This window comes from Paenibacillus sp. BAC0078 (assembly GCF_054483875.1).
This window is the reverse complement of the sequence record NZ_JBTLRW010000003.1, coordinates 295,381-320,747: the sequence shown is the minus strand read 5'-3', so window position 1 is coordinate 320,747 and position 25,367 is coordinate 295,381. Positions and strand designations below refer to the sequence as shown.

22 protein-coding genes are annotated in these 25,367 nt (G+C 53.7%); all 22 read left to right on the top strand.

Annotated elements, in window-relative coordinates; all coding sequences use genetic code 11:
• Positions 1-348 precede the first annotated feature (348 nt).
• The 22 genes from ACX1DY_RS08360 to dnaG all read left to right on the top strand — a co-directional run bounded on the left by ACX1DY_RS08360 (position 349) and on the right by dnaG (position 25,339).
• Complete coding sequence (locus ACX1DY_RS08360) at positions 349-1,530, top strand: exonuclease SbcCD subunit D (protein ID WP_458963721.1); 1,182 nt, start codon at positions 349-351, stop codon at positions 1,528-1,530.
• Position 1,531: 1 nt separating this feature from the next.
• Positions 1,532-5,197 (top strand): AAA family ATPase, encoded by a 3,666-nt coding sequence (locus tag ACX1DY_RS08355; RefSeq protein ID WP_458963720.1) that lies wholly within the window; start codon positions 1,532-1,534, stop codon positions 5,195-5,197.
• Positions 5,198-6,002: 805 nt separating this feature from the next.
• Entirely contained in the window at positions 6,003-6,362 is a 360-nt protein-coding gene (locus ACX1DY_RS08350) for a histidine triad nucleotide-binding protein (protein ID WP_458963719.1), read from the top strand.
• Positions 6,363-6,502: 140 nt separating this feature from the next.
• Entirely contained in the window at positions 6,503-6,676 is a 174-nt protein-coding gene (gene rpsU / locus ACX1DY_RS08345; RefSeq protein ID WP_005547957.1) for a 30S ribosomal protein S21, read from the top strand.
• A 15-nt stretch (positions 6,677-6,691) separates the two neighbouring features.
• Entirely contained in the window at positions 6,692-7,135 is a 444-nt protein-coding gene (locus ACX1DY_RS08340) for a GatB/YqeY domain-containing protein (protein WP_458963718.1), read from the top strand.
• A 177-nt stretch (positions 7,136-7,312) separates the two neighbouring features.
• Entirely contained in the window at positions 7,313-8,644 is a 1,332-nt protein-coding gene (locus ACX1DY_RS08335) for an NfeD family protein (RefSeq protein WP_458963923.1), read from the top strand.
• Positions 8,645-8,676: 32 nt separating this feature from the next.
• The gene (gene floA, locus ACX1DY_RS08330) at positions 8,677-9,678 is read left to right on the top strand and encodes a flotillin-like protein FloA (RefSeq protein ID WP_458963717.1); all 1,002 of its coding nucleotides are present in this window, start codon (positions 8,677-8,679) and stop codon (positions 9,676-9,678) included.
• Between the two features lie 16 nt (positions 9,679-9,694).
• A complete protein-coding gene (locus ACX1DY_RS08325; RefSeq protein ID WP_458963716.1) occupies positions 9,695-10,291 on the top strand; it encodes a hypothetical protein in 597 nt (198 codons plus the stop codon).
• A gap of 170 nt (positions 10,292-10,461) precedes the next feature.
• Positions 10,462-10,755, top strand: coding sequence for a sporulation protein YqfC (yqfC, locus tag ACX1DY_RS08320; protein ID WP_458963715.1), 294 nt, complete (start codon positions 10,462-10,464; stop codon positions 10,753-10,755).
• Complete coding sequence (gene yqfD / locus ACX1DY_RS08315) at positions 10,752-11,933, top strand: sporulation protein YqfD (RefSeq protein WP_458963714.1); 1,182 nt, start codon at positions 10,752-10,754, stop codon at positions 11,931-11,933. Before yqfC ends, yqfD begins: the two co-directional genes overlap by 4 nt.
• A gap of 15 nt (positions 11,934-11,948) precedes the next feature.
• Positions 11,949-12,920, top strand: a complete 972-nt coding sequence (locus ACX1DY_RS08310) for a PhoH family protein (protein WP_458963713.1) — start codon at positions 11,949-11,951, stop codon at positions 12,918-12,920.
• Between the two features lie 17 nt (positions 12,921-12,937).
• A complete protein-coding gene (locus ACX1DY_RS08305; RefSeq protein ID WP_458963712.1) occupies positions 12,938-15,193 on the top strand; it encodes an HD family phosphohydrolase in 2,256 nt (751 codons plus the stop codon).
• Positions 15,190-15,687, top strand: a complete 498-nt coding sequence (gene ybeY, locus ACX1DY_RS08300; RefSeq protein ID WP_458963711.1) for an rRNA maturation RNase YbeY — start codon at positions 15,190-15,192, stop codon at positions 15,685-15,687. The genes ACX1DY_RS08305 and ybeY overlap by 4 nt, the downstream gene beginning before the upstream one ends.
• Entirely contained in the window at positions 15,687-16,082 is a 396-nt protein-coding gene (locus ACX1DY_RS08295; protein ID WP_458963710.1) for a diacylglycerol kinase family protein, read from the top strand. The genes ybeY and ACX1DY_RS08295 overlap by 1 nt, the downstream gene beginning before the upstream one ends.
• Before the next feature lie 448 nt (positions 16,083-16,530).
• Entirely contained in the window at positions 16,531-16,965 is a 435-nt protein-coding gene (locus ACX1DY_RS08290; RefSeq protein WP_458963922.1) for a cytidine deaminase, read from the top strand.
• A gap of 496 nt (positions 16,966-17,461) precedes the next feature.
• Positions 17,462-18,355: a GTPase Era gene (era, locus tag ACX1DY_RS08285; RefSeq protein ID WP_458963709.1), complete on the top strand. Its 894-nt coding sequence runs from the start codon at positions 17,462-17,464 to the stop codon at positions 18,353-18,355.
• Between the two features lie 107 nt (positions 18,356-18,462).
• Positions 18,463-18,606, top strand: coding sequence for a YqzL family protein (locus tag ACX1DY_RS08280; RefSeq protein WP_458963708.1), 144 nt, complete (start codon positions 18,463-18,465; stop codon positions 18,604-18,606).
• 36 nt (positions 18,607-18,642) lie between these two features.
• Positions 18,643-19,398 (top strand): DNA repair protein RecO, encoded by a 756-nt coding sequence (gene recO / locus ACX1DY_RS08275; protein WP_458963707.1) that lies wholly within the window; start codon positions 18,643-18,645, stop codon positions 19,396-19,398.
• 441 nt (positions 19,399-19,839) lie between these two features.
• Complete coding sequence (glyQ, locus tag ACX1DY_RS08270; protein ID WP_458963706.1) at positions 19,840-20,727, top strand: glycine--tRNA ligase subunit alpha; 888 nt, start codon at positions 19,840-19,842, stop codon at positions 20,725-20,727.
• Positions 20,720-22,798 (top strand): glycine--tRNA ligase subunit beta, encoded by a 2,079-nt coding sequence (gene glyS / locus ACX1DY_RS08265; protein WP_458963705.1) that lies wholly within the window; start codon positions 20,720-20,722, stop codon positions 22,796-22,798. Before glyQ ends, glyS begins: the two co-directional genes overlap by 8 nt.
• Before the next feature lie 206 nt (positions 22,799-23,004).
• Entirely contained in the window at positions 23,005-23,478 is a 474-nt protein-coding gene (locus tag ACX1DY_RS08260) for a YaiI/YqxD family protein (protein WP_458963704.1), read from the top strand.
• A gap of 40 nt (positions 23,479-23,518) precedes the next feature.
• Positions 23,519-25,339, top strand: coding sequence for a DNA primase (gene dnaG, locus ACX1DY_RS08255; RefSeq protein WP_458963703.1), 1,821 nt, complete (start codon positions 23,519-23,521; stop codon positions 25,337-25,339).
• Positions 25,340-25,367 lie beyond the last annotated feature (28 nt).

The window sequence follows — 25,367 nt, the reverse complement described above, 5'->3', positions numbered from 1 at the left end:
CTTCCGCAACCATGTATTCCTGAAGCATTTGAGCACAGGTGTTCAAAAAAATCCGTAAGCGATTGACCTGGGTAGAAGTGACGGGAAGTTTGGATACTTACGGAGCGGCAGCGTTCGCCTGAGAGCTTTCCGTAGGAAAGCTGGCCGTATGATTAGGCTATATTTGGACTTCTACTGCGCCCAGCGGTTTCAATCAGGAAATCCAAATATAACAGCGGCCGGAAGCCCAAACATTCCCCGCAGTTACGACCAGACCTTAATAAGAAACTCTTAGTTCGATTTATGTAGGAATCTATTAATCTATCAATCTATTAATGCCGCGTGATTGGCGGGGAAAAGAGGGCGAACATGCGCATATTGCATACGGGGGACTGGCATCTTGGCCGGACGCTGGAAGGAAGAAGCCGGCAGAGGGAGCAGGAACAGTTCATTGATGAGCTGGTGGAGATTGCCGATTCCTCCCAAGCGGATCTTATATTAATGGCGGGTGACGTCTATGACTCAGTGAATCCTCCGGCAGCGGCGGAGCAATTGTTCTACGATGCTGCCGCCAGACTGACGGCGAACGGCAGGCCGCTCGTAGTAATCTCGGGCAATCATGATCAGCCGGAGCGCGTAGCTTCCGTGTCCCCGCTTGTCCGCAGACAGGGCATTACTCTGGTGGGCCTGCCTACCTCGGAGCCGGTGACGGTTCACGCTGTCCGCACAGGAGAAATCGCCAAAATCGCTGCGCTCCCCTATCCCTCCGAAGCCCGGCTCGGCGAACTGCTCGCCGGGGACAGCGCAGAGGAGGAGCTGCGTCTCGCCTATAGCGCCCGGGTCGGCAGGCTAATGAAGCTGCTGGGCCGGGAATTTTCGCCGCAGACGGTGAATCTGGCGATGAGCCATATCTATGTGCTCGGCGGCGTAGAGAGCGATTCGGAGCGGCCGATTCAGGTCGGCGGGGCGTACACTGTAGATCCCTCTGCGCTATACTGCGGCGCCCAGTATACAGCGCTTGGACATCTCCACCGCGCCCAGCGGGTCAAAGGCGATGGCATGATCCGCTACAGCGGGTCGCCGCTTGCTTACAGCTTCTCGGAAGCCGGGCAGGCCAAATCGGTGGCGATGATTGAGGTTGCTCCAGGCGGCGAGCCATCTTTTGAGGAAATCTATCTCCGCTGCGGCCGTCCGCTGGTGAGATGGAAATCCTCCGGCGGGCTGCAGGAGGTCTACAACTGGCTGGATGAAGGCAGGGATGCTGAGGCCTTTATTGATCTGGAGCTTCGCCTCACGGAAGCGATGTCGCTGAATGATATCCAGCGGCTGCGCAAATCACGCGAGGGGATTATACACATCCGGCCGATTTATCCGCAGATGGAGCAGGAGCTGGAGGAGCTGTCCCGTTCGCGTATGCCGGTGCAGGAGTTGTTCCGCAGATTCTACCAGCGGCAGACCGGCGGGGCGGAGCCAGAGGACAGCCTGATTGAGCTGTTCCTGGAGCTGGCGGAAGAAGACCGGCGCGAGCCTGCGGAAGGGGAGGAGAACTAAGGTGAAGCCGATTCTATTAAAAGTAGCCGGGCTGCAGAGCTATCGAGAGCAGCAGGAGATTGATTTTGAGAGCCTGACCGAGACCGGGCTGTTCGGCATTTTCGGACCGACGGGCAGCGGCAAGTCCAGTCTGCTGGATGCGATCACACTAGCCATGTATGGCAAGGTAGAGCGTGCGGTGAATGGGACTCAAGGCATCATGAATCATTCCGAGGATCAGCTTAGCGTGGCTTTCACTTTTGAGCTTGTTTCCTCTGCCGGGCCGCGCCGTTACCGGGTCGAACGTAAATTCAAGCGCACCGGAGATCAAACGGTCAGCAATACGATCAGCCGCTTCATCGAGGTTACAGCAGATGGCGACCAGGTGATGGCTGACAAGCTCGCGGATGTAACGAGATGTGTGGAAGAACATATTGGACTCAAAATGGATGACTTTACCCGTGCCGTGGTGCTGCCCCAGGGCAAATTCGCCGAGTTCCTGTCGCTGCGCGGTGTAGACCGCAGACAGATGCTTCAGCGTCTCTTTCATCTGGAGCAGTACGGCGACGGGCTGGCGCTGAAGCTCAGCCGCCGGGTCAAGGAGAACGAGGCGGCGCTGCGGGCGCTGGAGGCCGAGCAGCAGGGGCTCGGCAGCGCCGGGCAGGCAGATGTTGAGGCTGCGGCCGAACGCCTGCAGGCAGCGGTCCGCCATGCTGCGGATTGCCGCCTCAGATTGGATGAGGCTGTGCAGCGGGCGGAGCGCTACGCCCGAATCCGCGAGCTGCAGGATGAGCGCGTTCGCCGCGAAGGCCAGCGGCAGGTTTTGCTGTCGCAGGAGGCGGATATCCTCCTGCTCGAACAGAAGCTCGGCAAATCTGACGAAGCCGAGAAGATGCTGCCCGCGCTGAAGGCCTGGCGCAGCGCGGAAGAGGCCTGGAAGAGCCGTCTGGCCCGGGCCGAGGGCCAGGAGGCTTCCGCCGCCGCCGCCGAACGGCAGGCGGCGGGGCTGGCTGCGGCCGAAGCGGCGGCACAAGCCGCGCTGGCCGCAGAGGAGCCTGCCCTCCGGGAATCGGAGGGCGTGTACCGCCGCGCGCTCGAGCTGGAAGCCGAGCTTCGCGCGCTGCGGCAGGAGCGCGCCGCTGTGCTGGAGCGCCGCGACGAGGCCTCCCGCGGGCTGGCTGCCCGGCGGGAGGGCATGGCTCGGGAGCGTGAGCTTTTGGCCAAGGGCCAAAAGCGGCAGCAAGAGCTGCAGATGAGTCTGCAGCCGCTCGCGGTCCGCTCCCAGGAGCGGCAGTCGCTGCAGGATGCGATGCAGCGGCTGCAGGTCCTGCGTTCCGCCTCCTCCCAGTGGGAGATGGCGGAACGTGAGCGCGCCGAGCGCGCCGCGGTGCTCGCGGCGGCGGAGGCGCGCCTTGCTGCCGCCGAGGAACGGCGGCAGTCGCTGGAGGCGCAGCGCGGCGGGGGGATCGCCGCCGCAGCGCTGCACCTGGAGAAGCTGCGCGCCGGAGAGGCCGCAGCAGAAGCCGCCGTGGACAGCCTGGAGCTTCATGGAAGCACAGTGGCGGCGGCACTCAAAGGACAAGAGCTGCACAGGCTCTCGCTGTCGCTCGCCCGTGAACTTCAGGATGGGCAGCCTTGCCCGGTCTGCGGCAGCCTCCATCACCCCTTGCCTGCGCTGGAGGAAGACAGCGGCGCGCAGGAAGAACTGGAAGCCCGGCTTGAGCTCAGCCGGACCCTGGGCAGACGTGCGCTCGAAGTCCGCCATCAGTTCCATAACTTACTGGAGCAGACCGGGGCATGGCTGGAGCAGGTTTACGGCGAAGGAGCTGCGGAGCTCATGAAGTCGCCTGCCGCTGCAGGACTGGAGCGGAGTAGCGGAACTGAAGCTACAGTTCTTCCTGGTCTGTCGGCATCTCATGCACCATCTGATCTCTTAGTAGCAACTGATCAGTCAGCATCTTATGCATCTGATCTCTCAGCTTTGCCCGATGCTTCTGATCCGTCAGTCGCTGCTGCTCCTACCCATCTGTCGGCAACTCCAGCATTTCCTGATCTCTCAGTCGCCGCAGGTCTTTCCAATCTCACGGCAGGTTCAGCTTCTTCTGACTCCTCTGGAGTCTTTGTTTCTGATCCTTTCTCCACCACCTCACCTGTCCCAGATGAGGTGGCGCTGGCTCAGCTTGAAGCTGAGCTTGCCGGGCTGAAGGCCCGCTCCGGGGAGCTGCGCCGCACAGCGGTGGAGTGGCAGCGTTCTATGCAGGAGCAGCAGCAAATGAGACACAAGGAAGCTGCCGGGGTGGAAGCTGAAGCAGGCTGGCTGCAGGGCATCACTGCCAAGACCGGTGAACTGGGCCGGCAACTGGCAACGCTGCGTGAAGAGTGGAGCCGGCTCTTTCCTGAGCTGGAGCCGGATGCTGCGGAGCAGGCGTACCGTGAGATGCTGAAGAAGGACGAGCAGGCCGATGATATCAGAGGAAGGCTGGAGATCAGCGTCAAGTTCCTGGAGGAGAAAAGTGCTGCCGTGCAGGCTTTGCAGGAGGAAATAGCGAGTCTTGACAAGGAACTGGCCCAGTGGAATGCGCAGCTCGAAGGCAAAGAGGCGCTGGAGCAGGAGAAGGATCAGCGCCTGCAGCAATGGACAGGCGGCCGCTCCGCTGCCGCTTTGCTGGCGGAGTGTGAGAAGCGTCTGCAGGAGCTGCAGACTGCGCTGGAGAGCAGCAAGCAGGGCCACCGGCTGGCGGCGGAACAAGCGCAGGATGCGGTGAAGGAGGCGGCTATCGCCCGCCAGGCGGCGGAGTCTGCCCGCGAGCATTGCGCAGCCGCTGCTGCCCAGTGGGAGAACAGCTTGCAATCTTCTCTGTTTGCTTCGGCTTTGGAAGTGGAGGGTGCTGCCTTAACGCCGGAAGAACGCACCGGGGCCGCTGCCCGTGTAAAGGCTCATCGTGACGATGAAGCAGAGGTCGCATTGCAGCTTCGGAGCATAGAAGAGAAGCTGGGCGGAGCCTTCGTGAGCGGGGAGGAATGGCAGGAGAGCCAAGAGACCCTGCGCAGATGCAAGGAAGAAGACGAGAGTGCTTTGCAGAGCCGTGCGCGCGCGGAGCGTGATTTGGAGGACCTGCAGCACCGCCACATCCGCTGGATGGAGCTTGAAGGAGAACGTGTGGAGCATGCCTCGCTCCAGGATCGGCTGTCCAAGCTGCAGACAGTGCTGCGCGGTAATGCCTTTGTGGAGTACATTGCCGAGGAGCAGTTGATGCAGGTATGCCAGGCCGCCTCGCAGCGGCTGCGCTTCCTGAGCAAACAGCGTTATGCGCTGGAGGTGGACTCCGGCGGGGGCTTTGTCATCCGCGATGACGGAAACGGGGGAGTCAGACGTCCGGTCTCGACTTTATCCGGGGGAGAAACCTTCCTGACCTCCCTGTCGCTGGCGCTGGCCCTATCGGCACAGATTCAACTACGGGGACAGTATCCGCTGCAATTCTTTTTTCTGGATGAAGGCTTTGGCACACTCGACCCGGATTTGCTGGATACAGTTATTACTTCTCTTGAAAGATTGCATAATGATCAGTTGTCGGTCGGCATCATCAGTCACGTTCCCGAGCTGCGGGCCCGCTTGCCGCGCAAGCTGGTAATCGTGCCGGCAGAGCAGGGCGGCGGGGGTTCGCGGATTCTTTTGGAAAAAATGTGATGAGTGGGGTTGAGTGTGACATCTGTCACAGAGACACCTTCAACCCCCTGTTATAATACAGCTAAGCCGACATCATTTTGAAACACCTCGGCGGACGTATGACCGGGAATTTCCTCCTTTTCATACGTCCGCCGCCGAATCAGCTTTCTGAGCTGTGAAGGGTGTTTCTTTTTTTTGTCTTTTTTATTTTATTCACTTTGGAATGCCTGGATCAAAATAAACGGAAAAAGTCCCGCAATTTCGTATTAGATCTCCATAATCCACGAGTTAAGGGGAATTCCTCCCTGTATAATCGTCCATTCTACCTCGGAAAGGGTTAGCGGCCAAATATAACGGAATGATTTCCCCCTATTTTCCTGGAGCACATGTTCTTACCCAGAATAGAGGGCGATTTTCCTGCTATATAAGATGAACTTTATCTTTACATAGAGGTACTAGTCGTAACTGCAGGGAATGAGCGGGTTTCCGACCGCCGCCTGACTTCCCATCCGCATCTCACATATTTTTGAAAAGCGCTGCTTCTCTCTGCTGCACCTGCTGTATCAGATACAATTGCTGCGGTGCATAGAACACAATATCTCTCCAAAGTGAGCCTGTACCTATCTCTGTACCTCACTCTGTACCTTTATTCTGTACCTGATACAGTTCGGTAAAGACTACCCACAATCCTCACATCTACCGTCCCGTTAACGACTGCCCGGATGACTGCTGCCCGCAGCTTTCCCAATCCGGAATTATCCTGTATGATTAGTTACATAATGAATTTCAGGACAGCAACGTTAACAAATTATAGGAGGAAGTCCCTATGGAAACTGTGTTTAGCAAAATCATTGAAGGATCAATCCCATCCAAGAAAGTGTTTGAGAATGAGCGGATTCTGGCGTTTTATGACATTGAGCCTGCCGCTCCGGTGCATGTGCTGATCATTCCGAAGAAATACATTGCTTCCATGAAGGATGTTACGCCTGAGGATCTGCCGCTGATCGCAGAGATTCACGCTGTGGCGCAGCAAATTGCTGTGGAGCTTGGGATTTCCGAGAGCGGGTACAGACTGATTAACAACTGTGGACCGGACAGCGGACAAGCTGTGCCTCATCTTCATTATCACTTGCTTGGCGGAGCCAAATTGGGTGCCCTCGTCGGAACCTCGACATCTCACGCGTAACAGATCTTTAATACGGAAGCGCCAGCCCAAAAAAAGAATGACACGAAGGTTGACACCATATTTCGCTTTGACCTATAATGAAATTTGATGAACCGTGTTGTTATGCTCTTGGACGGTCTGGTCGGAGGGAGGGAAAACTGGTGTCTGAAACGAAAGTTCGTAAAAACGAGACAATTGATGCTGCACTTCGTCGCTTTAAACGTTCCATTGCTAAAGATGGTGTCTTGGCTGAGGTGAAGAAACGCAAGCATTATGAAAAGCCAAGCGTAAAGCGCAAGAAGAAGTCTGAGGCTGCTCGTAAGAGAAAGTTTTAGGAGGATTACCCAAGCATGAATCTTAGCGAACGATTGAACGAAGATATGAAGCAAGCGATGAAGAGTAAGGACAAGTTCACACTCTCAACGATTCGAATGGTTCGTTCTACAATAAAGTATCTTGAAATAGATTTGAAGAGAACATTAGACGACAGCGAAGTGCTTGATATCCTTAGTCGTGAAATCAAACAGCGCAAAGATGCCCTCCAAGAATTTGAATCAGCGGGTCGCGACGAGCTTGCCGCGAGTACGAAGGCAGAAATCGAGATTATCATTAAATACCTTCCTGAACAGCTTTCCGAAGAAGAAATTAAAGTAATTGTACAGCAGACCATCCAGGAAACCGGTGCTTCTTCGAAAAGTGAAATGGGTAAGGTGATGAGCGCACTGATGCCTAAGGTAAAGGGTCGCGCCGATGGTAAACTTGTGAACCAAGCGGTTCAGCAATTTCTGCAATAATATAACGCTAGCACCCCTTTGATAAGGGGTGTTTTTCATTATATCGTTTTTTGAAACTCCTTTACATAATAGGCGTACTAAGCATTAAGAATTGGAGATATGCTAAGGAAAGGGGGTTAAAGCTTGAATAAATTTCGGAAAATAGCTGTGGCAGCCATCTCTGTCCTTTTGCTGCTGCTGCTCTTTGTGCCTTTGCCCGGAACAGCAAGCGCAGATGACACTCCGCCGCGCGCGCCGGGAGCAGCCGTCGGTGAGACCAAAAGCGGTCCGGTATTTATCATTCCGGTTGACCAGGAGATTGAGCGGGGGCTGCAGAGCTTTCTGGAGCGGGGATTTCAGGAGGCGGCCAATTACGGGGCGGTTCTGATTGTGCTGGAGATTGATACACCGGGCGGACTTGTCAATTCCGCCGAGCAAATCGGCACGCTGGTAAGGGACAGTAAAATCCCAACCGCTGCCTATATTAAAGGCGATGCCGCTTCCGCCGGCAGTTACATAGCGCTGAATGCGGGCAGCATCATCATGAAGCCCGGCAGCATGATCGGCGCGGCTTCGCTCGTAGATGGCAGCGGAAAAAGCGTAAACGACGCCAAGATGGTATCCTACTGGAAATCCAAAATGGTTGGCGCAGCTTCACTGAATGGACGTGATCCTGAAATTGCTGCCGGAATGATGGATGTCAATCTTAGTGTCAACAAGCCTGAGCTTGGTGTGAGCAAGTCGAAGGGGCAGATTATCGCGCTCAGCAGCAGCGAAGCGCTCAAAGCCGGATATGCGGACAGCATTGCAAGCACGCCGGAAGAGGCGATTACTTGGCTTGGGTATTCCACTGCCGACATTTTTCGCGTGGAGCATACCGGTGCGGAAAAAATGTCGCATTTTCTGACAAATCCGATTATTATGACGATTCTGCTCTTCGTCGGGATCGCAGGAATTGTCATTGAATTGCTGGTGCCGGGATTTGGCGCTCCGGGCATTATAGGTACACTGGCCTTTGCCCTCTATTTTTTCGGCAACTATGTGGCGGGTTTTGCCGGTGCGGAGACCTGGCTGCTGTTCATCCTGGGCCTGGTCATGCTTGTACTGGAGCTGTTCGTCCCAAGCTTCGGTATTCTGGGGCTGTTGGGATCGGTCAGCCTTGTAGCGGGTGTTGTACGGGCTGCTTACAGCTATACGCATGCTTTGTTCAGCCTGGGCATCGCTTTTGCAGCAGCGGCAGTGGTTATAATTATTGTAGCCGTCACCTTCAAGGAGCGGGGCATCTGGAACCGGTTTATTTTGCAGGACAGCTTAACTAAGGAGCAGGGCTTTGTGCCTGTGCTGGAGAAGCTGAATCTGATCGGCTCTATGGGGGTCAGTCTTACGCCGCTTCGTCCAGCCGGAACGGCTATGGTGGGCGGTGAACGCGTGGATGTGGTTACAGAAGGCAGCTTTATCAGCGCGGGTATGCCCATTTCTGTTGTGAAGGTCGAAGGCGGACGTGTCGTTGTGAAGGAAGCGGAGAATTAATGGATTTTAAAAGGTAACGGAGGATGAATAATATGGGTCAAGCTTCTATAATTACATTTTTGCTGATTGCGGTTGTTGTGATCATTGTACTGAGCGTGTTCTTCAGTTTCTTCCCGGTGATGCTGTGGGTATCCGCGTGGGCGTCCGGTGTTAGAATCAGCATTATCACGCTGGTGGCGATGAGACTGCGCCGGGTTACGCCGAGCCGGATCGTCAATCCGCTGATCAAAGCGACGAAGGCGGGGCTGGGACTCAGCATTAACCAGCTCGAAAGCCACTACCTGGCGGGCGGTAACGTGGACCGGGTTGTTAATGCGCTAATCGCTGCGCAGCGTGCGGATATTCCGCTTGAGTTCACACGCGCTGCTGCGATTGATCTTGCCGGACGCGACGTGCTGCTGGCAGTGCAGATGAGCGTCAACCCCCGGGTCATTGAGACCCCGGTTGTCGCAGCTGTAGCCAAGAACGGTATCGAGGTTAAGGTAAAGGCGAGAGTAACCGTCCGGGCCAATATTGACCGTCTCGTCGGCGGTGCAGGCGAAGAAACGATCATCGCCCGTGTCGGGGAGGGGATTGTTACTACAGTAGGTTCAAGCAGCTCCCATAAGGACGTGCTGGAGAATCCCGATTCGATCTCACGGACCGTGCTGTCCAAGGGGCTTGACTCCGGGACGGCTTTTGAAATTCTATCGATTGATATTGCCGACGTTGATGTGGGCAAGAATATCGGCGCTTATCTGCAGACCGAACAGGCTGAGGCGGACAAACGCATTGCCCAGGCCAAAGCGGAGGAACGCAGAGCGATGGCTGTTGCCCATGAGCAGGAAATGAAGGCCCGTGTCGTTGAGATGAAGGCGCTGGTGGTCGAATCCGAATCCCAGGTGCCGCTGGCTATGGCAGAAGCGCTGCGCTCCGGCAAGCTTGGTGTCATGGACTATATGAATCTCAAAAATATTGAAGCCGATACACAAATGCGCGGTTCGCTCGGCAAAATGGGCGACGGTGAGGATGGTAGCCGTCCAACCAATAAATAAAGGGATGTGAATTCCCATGGGCAGCTTAATTTATGTAGCGGTGGTAATTATCGTCGCGATCATCTCCAGTGTGAACAAAGCGGTCAAAAATAAAGGCAAAGGCGCTCCGGGCGGAGGCATGCCGACGTTTGGCGGAGGGGATGGCTCTCATCGCCGGGTCCGGCCCGTTGAACGGCAGCCGGAGGCAATGCGCCCTGTCCGGGACAGCAGCGGCTTTCCTGCTCCCGGTGACAGCTTTCCAAGCCGGACAGCGCCGCCTGCGCCGGAGAGCGAATATGACGCATCTCCAGCCTGGCCGGATGCGCCCGAAACCCCTTCTCCCGATTATGAAACCGGAGAAGGATTGTCTTTGGAGCAATCCGGGGAGGAAGACGGAGTCCGGGCGCGCTCAGAGCGAATGCAGCGGGAGCTGGAACGGCTGCAGGCCCAGTTTGATGGAGTGGCGGCCGCAGTGCCGTCAAGCACCGGAGCCGAGGCCGAAGCCGCTTCGGCAGCAGCGGCGGCTGGCCCGCCAAGACTCGCAGGCGGGCGTGAAGCGCTGCGCACGGGGCTGGTGTGGGCGGAGATTCTTGGTCCTCCCCGCTCCAAGCAGCCCCATTCCTCACGCAGATAAGCCTGCGCAGTTCAGAATATAAGCGGGATGATTGCAAGCCTTTGGACTCCTGATCAGGAGTTCAGGGGCTTTTTTTGTTGCGGCAGTGAGCTATGATGTGAGTTCCTCTCATAAAAAAAAGCGTTCCCGCATAAGGTGTACAGAAGGCAGGAAGGGGGAGAAGTCTACTTATGACCCGTATTGGCCGCAGGCTGCGGGGATGGACAAACGGGATGCTGGATCTTCCGCAGGATGTGCTGGAGGAGCTGCCCCGTATCACCCTGATCGGCAATAAGGAGCTGTATATCGAGAATCATCGCGGCGTGCTGCATTTTTCCTCCGAGCAGCTAAGGCTCGCGTTAGTGAAAGGTTCGCTGGAGATTGCCGGCGAAGGGCTTGTGATCCGCAATATTCTGGGTCAGGAGCTGGCCGTAGAGGGCATTGTCAGAGAAATCAGATACAAGGGAAGCGAGGAGAATTCATGAAGCAGCCGCCTCTGTCATCACTGCGGGGGTTCGTTACACTGCATGTGACGGGACCGCAGGTGGAAAAGTTTATTAACGCTGTAACCGAAGCGGGCATCGTCATCTGGGATGTGAGGCCTGCGGGGAATGGCGCTTCCCTGAGCCTGCTGCTGGATGACTTTTTTGTCCTTCGGCCGCTCTTGAAAAAGACAGGCTGCCGCATGCATGTCACAGGCAGGAACGGGCTGCCGTTCAAGGTGGCGCGTCTGTGGAAACGGAAGTTTTTTGGCGCTGGGATATTCCTGTTCGGCGCTGCGCTGCTGCTGCTGTGCTCGATGGTATGGACGGTCAAGATTGAAGGGAACAACCGCCTCGCGTCCGAGGATATTCTGGATGCCGCACGCCGGGAGGGAATCTATCCGTTTCAATGGATTTGGCGTATGGATGATCCGGACAAGCTCTCCAAGAAGCTGAACTCCGGGCTGCCGGGCGTATCCTGGGTCGGGGTGTCGCGGACGGGGACGAGCGTTACGATTCAGGTGGTTGAATCTGACCAGGCGGAGAACAGACCGCTGCTCAGCAAGCGCCATCTGGTCAGCAGAACCGATGCGGTTGTGACTGAAATCTATGCCGAGCAGGGCAGGCCGGTAGTAAGCCGCAATACCCGGGTTAAAAAAGGGCAAATTCTGATCTCCGGTATGATCGGAGACGAAGGGAACTCGCAATATGTGGTTGCCAAAGGCGAGGTTAAAGGCCTGGTCTGGCATGAATACAATATAGAGGTTCCGCTGAAAACAACCGGCAGCTCCTTCACAGGTGAGAGAAAGGACCGGACCTACCTGGTGCTGGGCAAATGGGCGATCCAGTTGTGGGGCTACGGCGAATCGGATTTTGCGGAATCACGGACGCTTACGGAGCATGATCCACTGACCTGGCGCACCTTCCAGCTTCCGCTGGGAGTGATGACCGAGAAGGAGATGGAGGTCAAAAGCACCACTGAAACCTTGACGCCGGAGGCCGCACAGGCAGAGGGGATTACGCGGGCGAAAAATGATATTTTGGCGCGGTACGGCACAGACAGCACCATAAAAAGTCAAAAAATTTTGCATGAGAAGAAAGACAATGGTAAAGTTTATATGAAAGTGCTCTTTGAAGTGGAAGAGAGAATTGCGGAGGAACTTCCGATAGTAAACAACTGAGGAGAATGAGGCTACTTGGCAGAACAGACTTCAAGCATTCGTATAGCTTTGCAAAATGCGGGAGAAGCGCAATCCCTGTTCGGCCCGCAGGATGGATTTCTGAAGATGATCGAAAGTGAAATTCCGGCGGTTATTGACTCGCGTGAAGCCGAAATTACGATACGTGGAGCGGAACGGGAAGTGGACATGCTGGAGCAGTTGTTTGGCGTGCTGCTGTCGCTGATTCGCAGCGGTTACATACTCAGTGAGCGCGATGTGCAGTATGCGGTCGAACTGGCTAAGGATTTCCGTGCCGACCAGCTGCTTGATCTGTTTAAGGGTGAAATCACGACAACCTTCCGCGGCAAGCCAATCCGCGTCAAAACCATTGGACAGAAGCATTATGTAACCACCATTAAGAAGCGTGATATTGTCTTCGGCATCGGCCCCGCCGGTACCGGTAAAACCTATCTGGCCGTTGTGCTTGCGGTTACGGCGCTGAAGGAAGGCTCCGTCAAGCGCATTGTGCTTACGCGTCCGGCTGTGGAAGCAGGAGAGAGCCTGGGCTTCCTCCCGGGGGATTTGCAGGAAAAGGTCGATCCATACCTCCGTCCGCTCTATGACGCCTTATACGACGTTATGGGGCCTGATCAGGTCGCCAAGGCGCTTGAGCGGGGACTGATTGAAATCGCGCCGCTCGCCTATATGCGGGGACGCACGCTGGATGATTCTTTTATCATCCTGGATGAAGCGCAGAATACAACACCCGAGCAAATGAAAATGTTCCTGACCCGCCTTGGCTTCGGCTCCAAAATGGTCATTACGGGCGATGTTACCCAAATAGACCTGCCGCGCGGCAAAAAATCCGGTCTGATCGAAGCCAAAGCGATTTTATCCGGTATTGAAGAGCTGGGATTTGTTTATTTTGCAGAACAGGATGTAGTACGGCATTCCCTGGTGCAGAAAATAATTGTCGCCTATGAACGCTCTGCCGAAAACCTCGAATAAAAAAGGGGACTGTCTTCATGGCCTCAAAGCAACCAACAAAATTAAGTGGATTTGTATACAGCAACAACGGCTGGAAGTATAGCGCGGCTACGCGCTATGCTCTTTTCCTGTTATTGGGGCTTATTTTCTACTTCAGCCTGTCATCAGACCTGGTACCCAAGAAGTACGATATCAAAGAGGGCACCCACAGCGCCAAAGAGATCACAGCCCCCAAGAAAATCCTGGACACCAAAGCCACGCTGAAGGCGCAGGAAGAAGCGGCTGAGAATGTGACCAACCGCTATACGATCATTCCGCTTAGGGCGGATAATCTAATAACCTCTTTACTGGACCGGATTGACCGGCTGAACCAGGATGATTTAATCTCGCAAAGCGACAAGACCGCCATATACCGGGAGGAAATCCCCCAGCGGGCCAATGATTTTATCTTGAATTTCGTGACCTCCAGCCGGAGTGCCGGGACTTATTCCGATACGCTGCTGGACGAGATGCAAAAGGTCATTAAGGACCAGACCTATGTTATTCCGGAGGAGACTTATATCAAAATACCGCGTCTGACCTCTCAGGATATCATTGAGATGAAGCCGGTTGCCCGCGATATCGTTACCAAGCTGATGAATGACCAGATTATGGACGCTCAAACTGCCCGCGCCAAGGTGGCGGAACAGGTCAGCGTCAGCTCGCTGAGCCAGCGTACCGCTCGTGAGGTCGTTCAGGAACTGGTACGGCTGGTCATTACAAGCAATAAGTTCAATGACGAGGTAGCTACCAAGGAAGCAAAGGTGCAGGCCCGCGAGAACACACCGGATGTGTATATTGAACAGGGTGAGCCGCTTGTTGCCAAGGGCGAGCTGATTACTCCGGAGCTGTATGCCCTTCTCGACGAAAATGGCCTGCTGAGCAACGAGGTCAACTACTGGCCGCAATTCGGCCTGCTGCTGCTCTCTGCACTGCTGTCCTTTGGGCTTTTGACGTTCATCCGCTATACGGGTGGAACATCGGGCTTCAAGTATAATAACTCCCAGCTGCTGATGCTGGTTCTGGTATTTGTAATTACGATAATCACGCTAAAGCTGGCTGCATTCCTGCAGGGGGATGCCCGGTCTTACGCTGGTTTCCTGGCCCCGGTAGCGATTGGCGCGATGCTGATTACCATGCTGCTGGATATGACCCTGGCCTATTTCTGCTCCATTTTGTTCAGCGTTCTTTCTAGTATTATTCTGAATGTGCAGCAGAATACCATATTTGATTTCAAATTCGGCTTCTTTGCCCTTATCGTTTGCTATGTCGCCATTTTTGCCACACACCGCGCCGGGCAGCGTTCTACGCTCCTTAAGGGCGGGATTATGGTATCCCTGTTCGGCTGCGTGTCTGTCTTTATGCTGACCGTACTCGGCGGAGGCAACTGGAACGAGACGCAGACTCTGTATGCCATCGGCCTCTCTTTTGCCAGCGGATTGCTGACTGCAGTGCTGGTTATCGGGCTGATGCCTTTCTTCGAGGCTTCCTTTGGCATACTGTCAGCACTGAAGCTGGTGGAGCTGTCGAACCCCAACCATCCCCTGCTGCGCAAGCTGCTTACGGAAACGCCGGGAACCTATCATCACAGTGTAATGGTCGGCAACCTGTCGGAAGCGGCGGCGGAGGCGATAGGCGCGGATGGCCTGCTCTGCCGGGTGGGCTCCTATTATCATGATATCGGCAAGACGAAACGGCCTTTTTATTTCATAGAGAACCAGAACAATATGGAGAATCCGCATGATTCGATAGAACCGATGCTCAGTAAGTCGATCATTGTGGCCCACGCCCGGGATGGGGTGGAGATGCAGAAGGAGTACAAGCTGCCGAAGCCGATCCGCGACATTGCCGAGCAGCATCACGGCACGACGTTCCTGCATTATTTTTATCATAAGGCATTGACGCTGGCTGAAGAAAAGGGCGTGGAGCCTGACTTCACCGAAGAGGATTTCCGGTATCCCGGACCGAAGGCGCAGTCCAAGGAAGCGGCCGTAGTCGGAATCGCCGACAGCGTGGAAGCAGCGGTACGTTCGCTCCGCAAGCCTACAGTCGTGCAGGTGGAGACGATGATTGAGAAAATTATCAAAAGCCGGCTGGATGATCATCAATTCGACGAGTGCGACCTGACGATCAAGGAGCTGGATATCATTGCTCGGACGCTGAAAGAAACGGTGATGGGCATTTTTCATTCACGGATTGAATATCCCGAGGATGTGAAGAAACCGAAAAAAGAGGAAGGGGCTATAACAACATGAGCCTAGCAATCGTGTGGAGCAACGAACAGGAAGAACATCATATAAGCGATGAATTGATCGCCCTGCTGGAGAGCATTCTGCAAAAAGCGGGAGAAGCCGAAGGGATTGACGAAGGTGAAGTGGATCTTACTTTTGTCAACAATGAGCGCATCCACGAGCTTAATCTGGAGTACCGGGGAATTGACCGTCCGACGGACGTGCTTTCCTTTGCCATGAATGAATCCGGAGAAGACGAGCTTGAAATTATTTACGATCTCGAAGACGGTGAAGAGCTGGAAGATATGCCTTATGTGCTGGGGGACATCATTATCTCGGTGACCCGGGCGCAGGAGCAGGCTCTGGAATATGGGCATTCCCTGGAACGGGAGCTTGGGTTCCTGTTTGTTCACGGGTTCCTGCATCTGCTGGGCTACGATCATCAGGATGCAGATTCCGAAGCGGAGATGATGGCGAAGCAGGAGCATGTGCTGGCTCAGGTCGGGTTGACTCGCTAATGGTCAAGAATACGGCAGTGGGCCACAAAAAGTTCTGGCACTCCTTTCGGTTTGCGGCGCAAGGCATTGCCTCCGCGTTCAAATCCGAGCTGAATATGAAGGTGCACAGCGTCGTGGCTGTACTCGTGCTTGCTGCCGCCGCCATCTTCAGACTTCCTCCGCCGAGTTGGATGCTGCTACTGCTCGCTATAACACTCGTTCTGACCGCCGAGCTGCTGAATACGGCGATTGAAGCGACGATTGATCTGGTCTCGCCGGACATTCATCCCCTGGCCAAGACCGCCAAGGATACCGCCGCAGGCGCCGTACTGCTCACGGCGGTGTTTGCTGTCATTGTAGGAATCTACGTGTTTTATCATCCCGTGATGGACTGGATCACCGGACTTATGTCATAATCAGTTTACAACTTCAGCTTGTGGGTGAGGCGGACCTGCGTTTTGCACTCCGTCTTTAATTGTCTTTACGCGCCGAAGCGAGTTTTATTACGCAGTTTAATCAAGGAGCATAGCTCCATAAAACTAAGCGTATGCTTACGAAGTAAGTTTTATTACGCAGTTATTCAAGGGGCATAGCTCCATAAAACTAAGCGTATGCTTCCGAAGCGAGTTTTATTACGTAGCTTAATCATGGGGCATAGCTCCATAAAACTAAGCGTATGCTTCCGAAGCGAGTTTTGTACGAAGCGAATCGAAGAAGTATATGCTAACAAAACTAAGCGTATGCTTCCGAAGCAAGTTTTATTACGCAGTTTAATCAAGGGGGCATAGCTCCATAAAACTAAGCGTATGCTTCCGAAGCAAGTTTTGTACGAAGCGAATCGAAGAAGTATGTGCTAACAAAACTCTGAGGAGGACAACTATGGATTCTGCTCAACTGCTACAAGAAGCGATCAAAGCACGGGCGAATGCCTATATACCCTATTCCCGCTTCGGTGTCGGCGCAGCGCTGCTGGACAAGGATGGCCATGTTCATCACGGCTGCAATGTCGAGAATGCCGCTTTTGGTCCGACGAACTGTGCCGAGCGGACCGCCATGTTCCGCGCCATTGCGGACGGCCACAAGGCTGGATCTTTCAAGGCGATTGCCGTCATTGCCGATACCGATGGCCCGGTGTCTCCTTGCGGCGTGTGCCGCCAAGTGATGGTGGAGCTGTGCCCTCCGGATATGAAGGTCATTCTCGGCAACCTGAAAGGCGACGTCCAGGAAACCACCGTCCGTGATCTTTTGCCGGGCGCTTTTGGACCGGCTGATCTGGAGCAGGGACAGGCTCCTGAGTGAATTCGGATTACTTGGGTGAATAGTTTGAACTCCGCTTATGCTCACATATGCTGACCGACTTAATTGTATTTCGTACAGTTAAATCACAGATATTTACGCTCCAAGGGGATTTAATTGCAGTTGCTGCAGTTATTTTGGCTAATTGCTGAACAAACGGCCCATATTGCCAAAAATAATTGCACGAAATACAGCTAAACCAGCAAAGTTGTAGATTCAAGCAGGAATAACTGTACAAAATACAATTAACTAAGGGTTATCGCTACTGTGTCTTTAACAAATTTAGATTTTTCACCACAGTCAAGCGTGTTCCCGCAGGGAACGTAAGCGCTCCACCCGCCAAAGCTCTTCTCCCGATGCGCCGAAAGCCACACTCACGCCCATTTCCGGGTGTCCAGAGGGCCGGGGCCCTTGGGGTCCCCCTTGGCTAAGGGGGATTTAGGGGGATCGAAAAAGCTTTTGCAAAGGTTAGACTCATAAATTTAGGAAGGAAGATCATATGAAATTCAAATCAGGGTTTGTCGCCATCATCGGCAGACCGAACGTAGGCAAATCGACACTCATGAACCAGGTGATCGGACAGAAGATCGCCATCATGTCGGACAAGCCGCAGACAACCAGAAACAAAATTCACGGTGTATACACCGCGAACAATTCCCAGATTGTATTCCTGGACACGCCGGGTATTCATAAAAGACAGTCCAAGCTGGGCGATTACATGAATCAGACGGCGATGAGCACCCTGCATGAAGTGGAAGCGGTGCTGTTCCTCGTGGATGCATCCGAAGGCATGGGCGGCGGTGACCGCTACATTGCCGAGCAGTTGAATGAAATCAAGACGCCGGTCATTCTGGTGTTGAACAAGATTGATAAAATTGAGCCGGAAGCGCTGCTTCCGCTGATTACCGAATACAACAAGCTGCATAAGTTTGCGGAAATTGTGCCAATTTCAGCCAAGCTGGGCAGCAATGTGAACACACTGCTGGACCAGGTGGTGAAGTATCTGCCGGAAGGCCCGCAGTATTATCCTGACGACCAGATTACCGATCACCCGGAGCAATTCGTCTGTGCGGAGCTGATCCGCGAGAAGATTCTTCATCTGACCCGCGAAGAGGTGCCGCATTCCATCGCGGTAGCTATCGAGGACATGCGCGTGGAGGAGAACGGTGTTGTGCATGTGTCCGCGGTGATTTTTGTTGAGCGCGATTCCCAGAAAGGGATCATTATCGGCAAGCAGGGCGCAATGCTCAAGGAAGTCGGCAGACGGGCCCGCACGGATATCGAGAATCTGCTGGGATCGAAGATTTTTCTGGAGCTGTGGGTAAAAGTGAAAAAAGACTGGCGCAATCAGGAACGCGTTCTGCGTGATTTGGGCTTCCATAAGGACCTTTAAACTCCGTGTCTGAGGCTGTTTGGCAGGAATTGCAAGGATAGATCCTGGCCTATCGCACATCCTATTTCTGAAGAGACATCGTGTTTCCGAAGAAAGGATGAATACGAATGCGAGATTTTTCGTGGAAGTATTTTGCAATGACTGGAGATGTCGATGCTTATCTGCTGTACAAAGAAGCTGTAGGCCCGCTTGAGAGCAGCGGCGCGCTGCTTGCGGAGGAAGAGAAGGCCCTTGATGAAGAAGCGCAATAAGGACTGGTTGCTTGCCGAGTGGCTGGGGGAAGAGGCATGTTATACAGGGTGGAAGGGATCGTCATCCGCAGCATGGACTATGGTGAGGGGAACGCGATCATTACGCTTTGCACCGAGAACGCCGGTAAAGTAGGCGTTCTTGTGCGTGGCGCCAAAAAGGTCAAAAGCCGCCATGCTGCTCTGATCCAGCCGTTCACTGTTGGTGAATTTGTGTTTTTCCGCAATAATGGAGGGCTCGGAACACTGAATGCCGGTGAAATTGCGAAGTCCCACCATTCGCTGCGCGAGGATTTGGTAAAGGCGGCGTATGCTTCCTATGCCTGCGAGCTGCTTGACCGTGTGCTGCATGACGAGGAGACCGGCAGCTTCTGGTTTCGCCAGCTTGCTGCCTGTTTGAATGCGCTGGAGGAGGACAAGGAGCCCGGTGTCATAATCAATGTGTTCGAGATGAAAATCCTACAGGCTGCAGGCTACGGCCCGCAGCTTGATGCCTGTATCGTTTGCGGCCAGGATAAGCCTGACGAGGAACTGCGGTTAAGCCCCCGCCTTGGCGGGGTGCTGTGCCGCAGCTGCAGACATAATGACCCTCCGGCGATGGAGGTGTCGCCCCGTGCGCTCAAGCTGCTGCGCTTGTTCGCTGCGCTTGATCTGACACGGCTTGGCAGCGTCGATGTGAAGGAAGGGACCCGGGCCGAACTCAAGAAAATCATGCGGGCCTTTATGGACCATCAACTGGGGCTGAAGCTGAAATCGCAGAATTTCCTGGATCAGCTCGATAAATACAACATTTGACGAAATGCGAAATATCCGTTACTATAGGTTCAGTTTCTTTTTATAGTTGCGCCGTGATCACTCCTAACATGGAGAAACGTGCAGCGATCGGGGAAGTAGTGAACATCATTGTCGCTTAAGCGAGCCGGGGAGAGTGGAAGCCTGGCGGGACAACGTTCATGAACATGGCACCCGGGAGCACGGGAAGCGGCTGAATGAAAGTGGATTTCGTCATTTACTGACGTAATCAAGTAGGGTGGAACCGCGGGAGTATATTTCAGGCTCTCGTCCCTATGTCTGTATAACAGGCATGGGGGCGGGAGTTTTTTTGCCATGTGGTGGGGACGTGAAATAGTATGCGCCTGGCACTGCAGGGATAGAAGAATGCCGCCTCCATCGCGCAGCAGCACTAAGCATGGCAAGAAGCGAAGTCAAACTTGTAAAAGCGAAGGAGACGGTAGTATGAATTTTCAGCAGATGATTTTGACGCTGCAGCAGTTCTGGTCCGCTCAGAATTGTATTCTCGTCCAGCCGTATGATACGGAAAAAGGGGCGGGAACGATGAATCCCATGACATTCCTGCGTTCACTCGGACCCGAGCCGTGGAAGGTTGCTTATGTTGAGCCTTCACGCCGCCCGTCAGACGGACGTTACGGAGAGAACCCGAACCGCTTGTACCAGCATCACCAGTTCCAGGTCATTATCAAACCTTCACCGGACAATATCCAGGAGCTGTACCTGGAAAGTTTGAAGGCGCTTGGCGTGGACCCATTGCTCAATGACATCCGTTTTGTTGAAGATAACTGGGAGAATCCGTCGCTGGGCTGCGCAGGCCTTGGCTGGGAAGTATGGCTGAACGGCGAGGAGGTTACACAGTTTACTTACTTCCAGCAAGTCGGAGGAATTGAGACCAAACCGGTTGCTGTTGAGATCACTTACGGAATGGAACGGCTCGCCTCCAACATCATGAAGAAAGAAAATGTGTTTGATCTGGAATGGGTGGACGGCATGACCTATGGTGATGTGTTCCATCAGCCGGAGGTTGAGCACTCGACCTACACATTTGAAGTCTCCGATGTTAAAATGCTGTTCACACTCTTTAATACCTACGAAGAGGAAGCACGCAGAGCTATGGAGCGCCATCTGGTATTTCCGGCTTACGATTATGTGCTGAAATGCTCGCATACCTTCAATCTTCTGGATGCGCGCGGAGCAATCAGCGTGACCGAACGCACGGGCTTTATTACAAGAGTTCGCAATCTTGCCCGTACTGTAGCGGCGACATATCTTGAGGAACGCGAGAAGCTTGGCTTCCCGCTGCTGAAGAAAGAAGGTGCTGACCTTGTCTAAAGATATATTGTTCGAGATCGGTTTGGAAGAGGTGCCTGCGCGCTTCATCCGCGCTGCGATGGAGCAGTTGAAGGACAGAACAACTAAATGGCTGGAAGCTTCGCGTATTTCCCATGGCGGAGTCAGCGCATATGCCACACCGCGCCGCCTTACTGTTCTGGTGAAGGATGCCGCCGAACGACAAGAGGATATCAGCGAAGAGGTGAAGGGCCCTTCTCGCAAAATCGCGCTGGACGCGAGCGGCGAGTGGAGCAAGGCCGCACTCGGCTTTGCCCGCAGCCAAGGGGTGTCGACGGAGCAGTTTACCTTTAAAGAACTGGCCGGAGTGGAATATATCTACGCCACCAAGAACAGTGACGGTGTAAATACCTCCTCGCTATTGTCCGAAGGACTCAGCGGCATTGTCAGTTCGATGACCTTTCCGAAAAATATGCGCTGGGGAGCGTATGATTTCAAGTTTGTGCGCCCGATCCGCTGGCTGGTGGCCCTGTTCGGTCAAGAGATTATCGATCTTGAAATCACCGGCGTTAAAGCCGGCAATGTGAGCAGGGGCCACCGGTTCCTGGGTACGGAAGCAGTGATTGCCGAGCCGGCGCAGTATGTGGAAACGATGCGCAGCCAGCATGTGCTGGTGGATGTGAAGGAACGCGAAGAGCTGATTCTGAACCAGATTAACAAGCTGGCTGCTGAGAAAGGCTGGACGATTGCCATCAAGGAAGACCTTCTGGAAGAGGTATTGTTCCTGGTGGAAACTCCAACCGTACTGTTCGGCACTTTCGATCCTTCGTTCCTCAGCATCCCACAGGAGGTGCTGATCACCTCGATGCGTGAGCATCAGCGTTATTTCCCGGTCTTTGACGCGGCAGGTACGCTTTTGCCATTCTTCGTCACTGTGCGTAACGGGAATGCCGAATCATTGGATGTCATTGCCAGGGGGAACGAAAAGGTGCTGCGTGCCCGCCTATCGGATGCTAAGTTCTTTTATGGAGAGGATCAGAAACTGCAGATCAGCGACGCGCTGGCCAAGCTGGAAAATATCGTTTATCACGAAGAACTGGGCAGTGTCGGAGACAAGGTTCGCCGGATACGGGCCATTTCCGACCGTTTGGCCGTAAGGCTTGCACTGTCCGAGACTGCAACCGCAGAGGTAAGCCGGACCGCCGATATTTGCAAATTCGATCTGGTTACCCAGATGGTCTATGAATTCCCTGAGCTGCAAGGCACGATGGGTGAGGATTATGCGCGTAAAGCCGGTGAATCCGAGACGATTGCAAAAGGCATCTTTGAGCACTATCAGCCGCGTTTTGCCGGAGACGCCGTTCCTTCGACAGAAGCGGGTCTGGTAGTCAGCATTGCCGATAAAATCGACACCATTGTCGGCTGCTTCTCCATTGGCATTATCCCGACAGGCTCACAGGACCCTTACGCGCTTCGCCGCCAGGCGGCAGGCATTGTACAGATGGTGCTTGAGCATAAACTGCCGATCACTTTGCAGGAAATTTTCGACACAGCGGTAGAGGTTCACGAAAATTTACGTTCAGAGAAACATTTTGCTACTGACCTGCGTATAAACCTTTACGAATTCTTCGGTTTGCGTGTAAAACGCCTGTTATCCGACAATGTCCGTTATGATGTTGTGGATGCGGTAATTGCTGCAGGCTTCGATGATATCGTGGACGTGGTAGGCAGAAGCCGTGCGCTTATGGATACCGTGAACGGGCAGGCTGATTTCAAAGTTACCGTCGATTCGCTGACCCGGGTTAGCAATTTGGCTGCCAAAGCAGACAATGGTGCTACTGTGGAACCGTCTTTGCTGCAGGAAGAAGCCGAACGGAAGCTGTATGAAACCTGGCAGGCTATTCACACGCCATATCAGGTCGCGCTGAGTGCCAGAAATGCAGCGGAAGCTTTGAAAATTCTGTCCGGACTTAAGGATGCTGTTACCGGATTCTTCGATTCCGTAATGGTTATGGCTGAAGACGAGAAGATCCGCGCCAACCGTCTGGCGTTGCTGGCCGCCATTGATGCCGACTCCAAAGCCTTCGCCGATTTCGGCAAGCTGGTGTGGTAAATTCCTACTGACACACCTTAAGGGTGCTGTCTGACACGGAAAATGTACAATTTTGTGCAGCTTATGGTATAGAACGATGGTTTAGGGTATAAATATACGGAACGGTGCCAATGAACAGGTTGACATCCGTTCCGTATTTATGCTTTACAAAGAAGGATTTCTGTCCGGCAAAGCGTATATATATTACACGGGAAATTGGTGATGTCATGGAGAGGCCCCAAGGAAGAACGATTGTGGTCGACGGGGATGCTTGTCCGGTCAAACAAGAGATTATTTCTGTTGCCCGAAGCTTTGGCATACCGGTAATTATGGTCTCTTCGTACGATCATGTGCTGAAGGCTGAAGAAGGTGTCTCGGTTGTCCAGGTGGAGCGGGGAGCCGACAGCGCTGATCTGTATATTGCCAATCATATTTCTGCGGGGGATATAGTTATTACGCAGGATTATGGCCTTGCTGCACTGGCGCTCGCCAAACGCTGCAAGGTGCTTTCGAACCGCGGGCAGGAGTATGAGGATTCCAAGATGGATTTTATGCTGGAGGGCAGGCATGCCAGAGCGGTTGAACGCCGGAGAGGCCATTATTCCAAAGGGCCGAAAGCGATCACCGCCGAGGAAAAAAATTATTTTCAACATAAACTGACAAAACTTTTAACACTTTTGCAGGAGAATGTCCAGCTATAGCGAATTATATTTATTTGTTAAGAGATGAAGGTGGCTAAAAGTGGCTAACGGACAAGGTAATATTCCGGAAGAGGTTATCGAAAGCGTGCTGGCGCGGCATGATATTGTCGATACAGTCGGTAAGGTTGTCCATTTGTCCAAGCAGGGGAAATATTTATGGGGCCTCTGCCCGTTCCATTCGGAGAAAACCCCTTCCTTCACGGTAACCCCTGAACGGGGCGTCTTTCATTGCTTTGGCTGCGGTATGGGTGGAAATGCCATCAAATTCAGGATGGAAATCGAAGGATTATCCTTCCCCGAAGCAGTCAAAATAATGGCGGAAGAAAGCGATATCCCTGTTCCCGAGGGTAAGGGGGGGTTCCTGTCTCCTCCTGATCCGGAGCGTGACCGTCTCATTCAGGCGTACGAGCTGTCTGCGAAGTTCTATCATTTTCTGCTGAAGAATACGGAATACGGCACTGCCGCAATGGATTATTTAAGAGCCCGTAATTTCAGCGACAAAATGATTGACCAGTTCCAGATCGGCTATGCGCCGGACCGCTGGGACACACTGCTGCAGTTCCTGGAGAAACGGGGGTTTGATCTCGCTGAGATGGAGAAAGGCGGGCTTCTGTCTGCCAGGGGCGAGGGCAAAGGGTATCTCGACCGCTTTCGCGGACGTGTTATTTTTCCGATTGCGAACCGTATGGGCAAGGTAATTGCCTTTGCGGGAAGAATTCTCGGAGACGGGCAGCCGAAATATTTGAATTCCCCCGAGAGCAGATTGTTTAACAAGAGCCGGATTCTGTACAACTTGCACCAGTCCAAAGCATCCATCCGCAAAACGCGGCAAATCGTCCTTTTTGAAGGATACGGCGATGTCATTTCGGCTTGGGAAGCAGGTGTGCATAACGGTGTGGCTACCATGGGAACATCACTTACGGATGGACATGTGGCGCTGATGAAGAGCCTGGGCGACGAAATTGTTCTGGCCTATGATGGCGACAAGGCTGGACAAGCCGCAGCGATGAAAGCTATTCCGATGCTGGAGGACAATGGCCTGCGGGTAAAGGTAGCCGTGCTTCCAAGCGGACTGGACCCCGATGAATTCATTTCCCGGCATGGCGGAGAGCGCTTCAGGGATCAGGTAATTGATTCGGCGGTTTCATCCATAAAATTTAAGCTTATATATCTGAAAAAAAACCATATACTCCTAGAGGAAGACGGCAAAATCGCCTACGTCAAGGAGGCGCTGGAGATTATCGCCACGCTGCATTCCTCCACAGAACGAGAGGTGTACCTGCGGGAAATCGCCTCCGAGCTGGATCTGTCATATGATAGCTTAAAGCAGGACTGCAATTTACTTCGGGCATCGATGCAAAAAAACATCCCTGAAGGGGATAATAACGACAAAAGGTGGAATAATGGTAGGCATAAAAAAGGGCAGGTGCAAGTACCAACGTTGCTGCCCGCTTATCATGCTGCGGAACGGCGACTTCTGTCCATAATGATTCAGGACCCTGAAGCCGCTGCTTATGTGGGAGAACGCCTCGGTGAAGAGTTCAACATCGATGATCATGCGGCCATTGCCGCTTATCTATATGCCTATTACGCGCAAGGCAAGCCCCCCGGCATCAGCCGGTTTTTATCATCGCTTCAGGATGACCGTCTGGAAAAAACCGCAACAGCAATTTCCATGATGGACACTCCTCCAGACTGGAACACTCAGGTCTTGGACGATTGTATCCGTGAAGTGCGGAAGTACCCCGTAACGCGCGGGATGGAACAGAAACGCGAAGAGATGATTCAGGCTGAGAAGTCCGGTGACTTTTTGCGTGCGGCACAAATAGCAAGTGAGATTATTGCCCTAGAGAGACAATGAGCAGTTGACAGGATGTACCTAGGGAGGA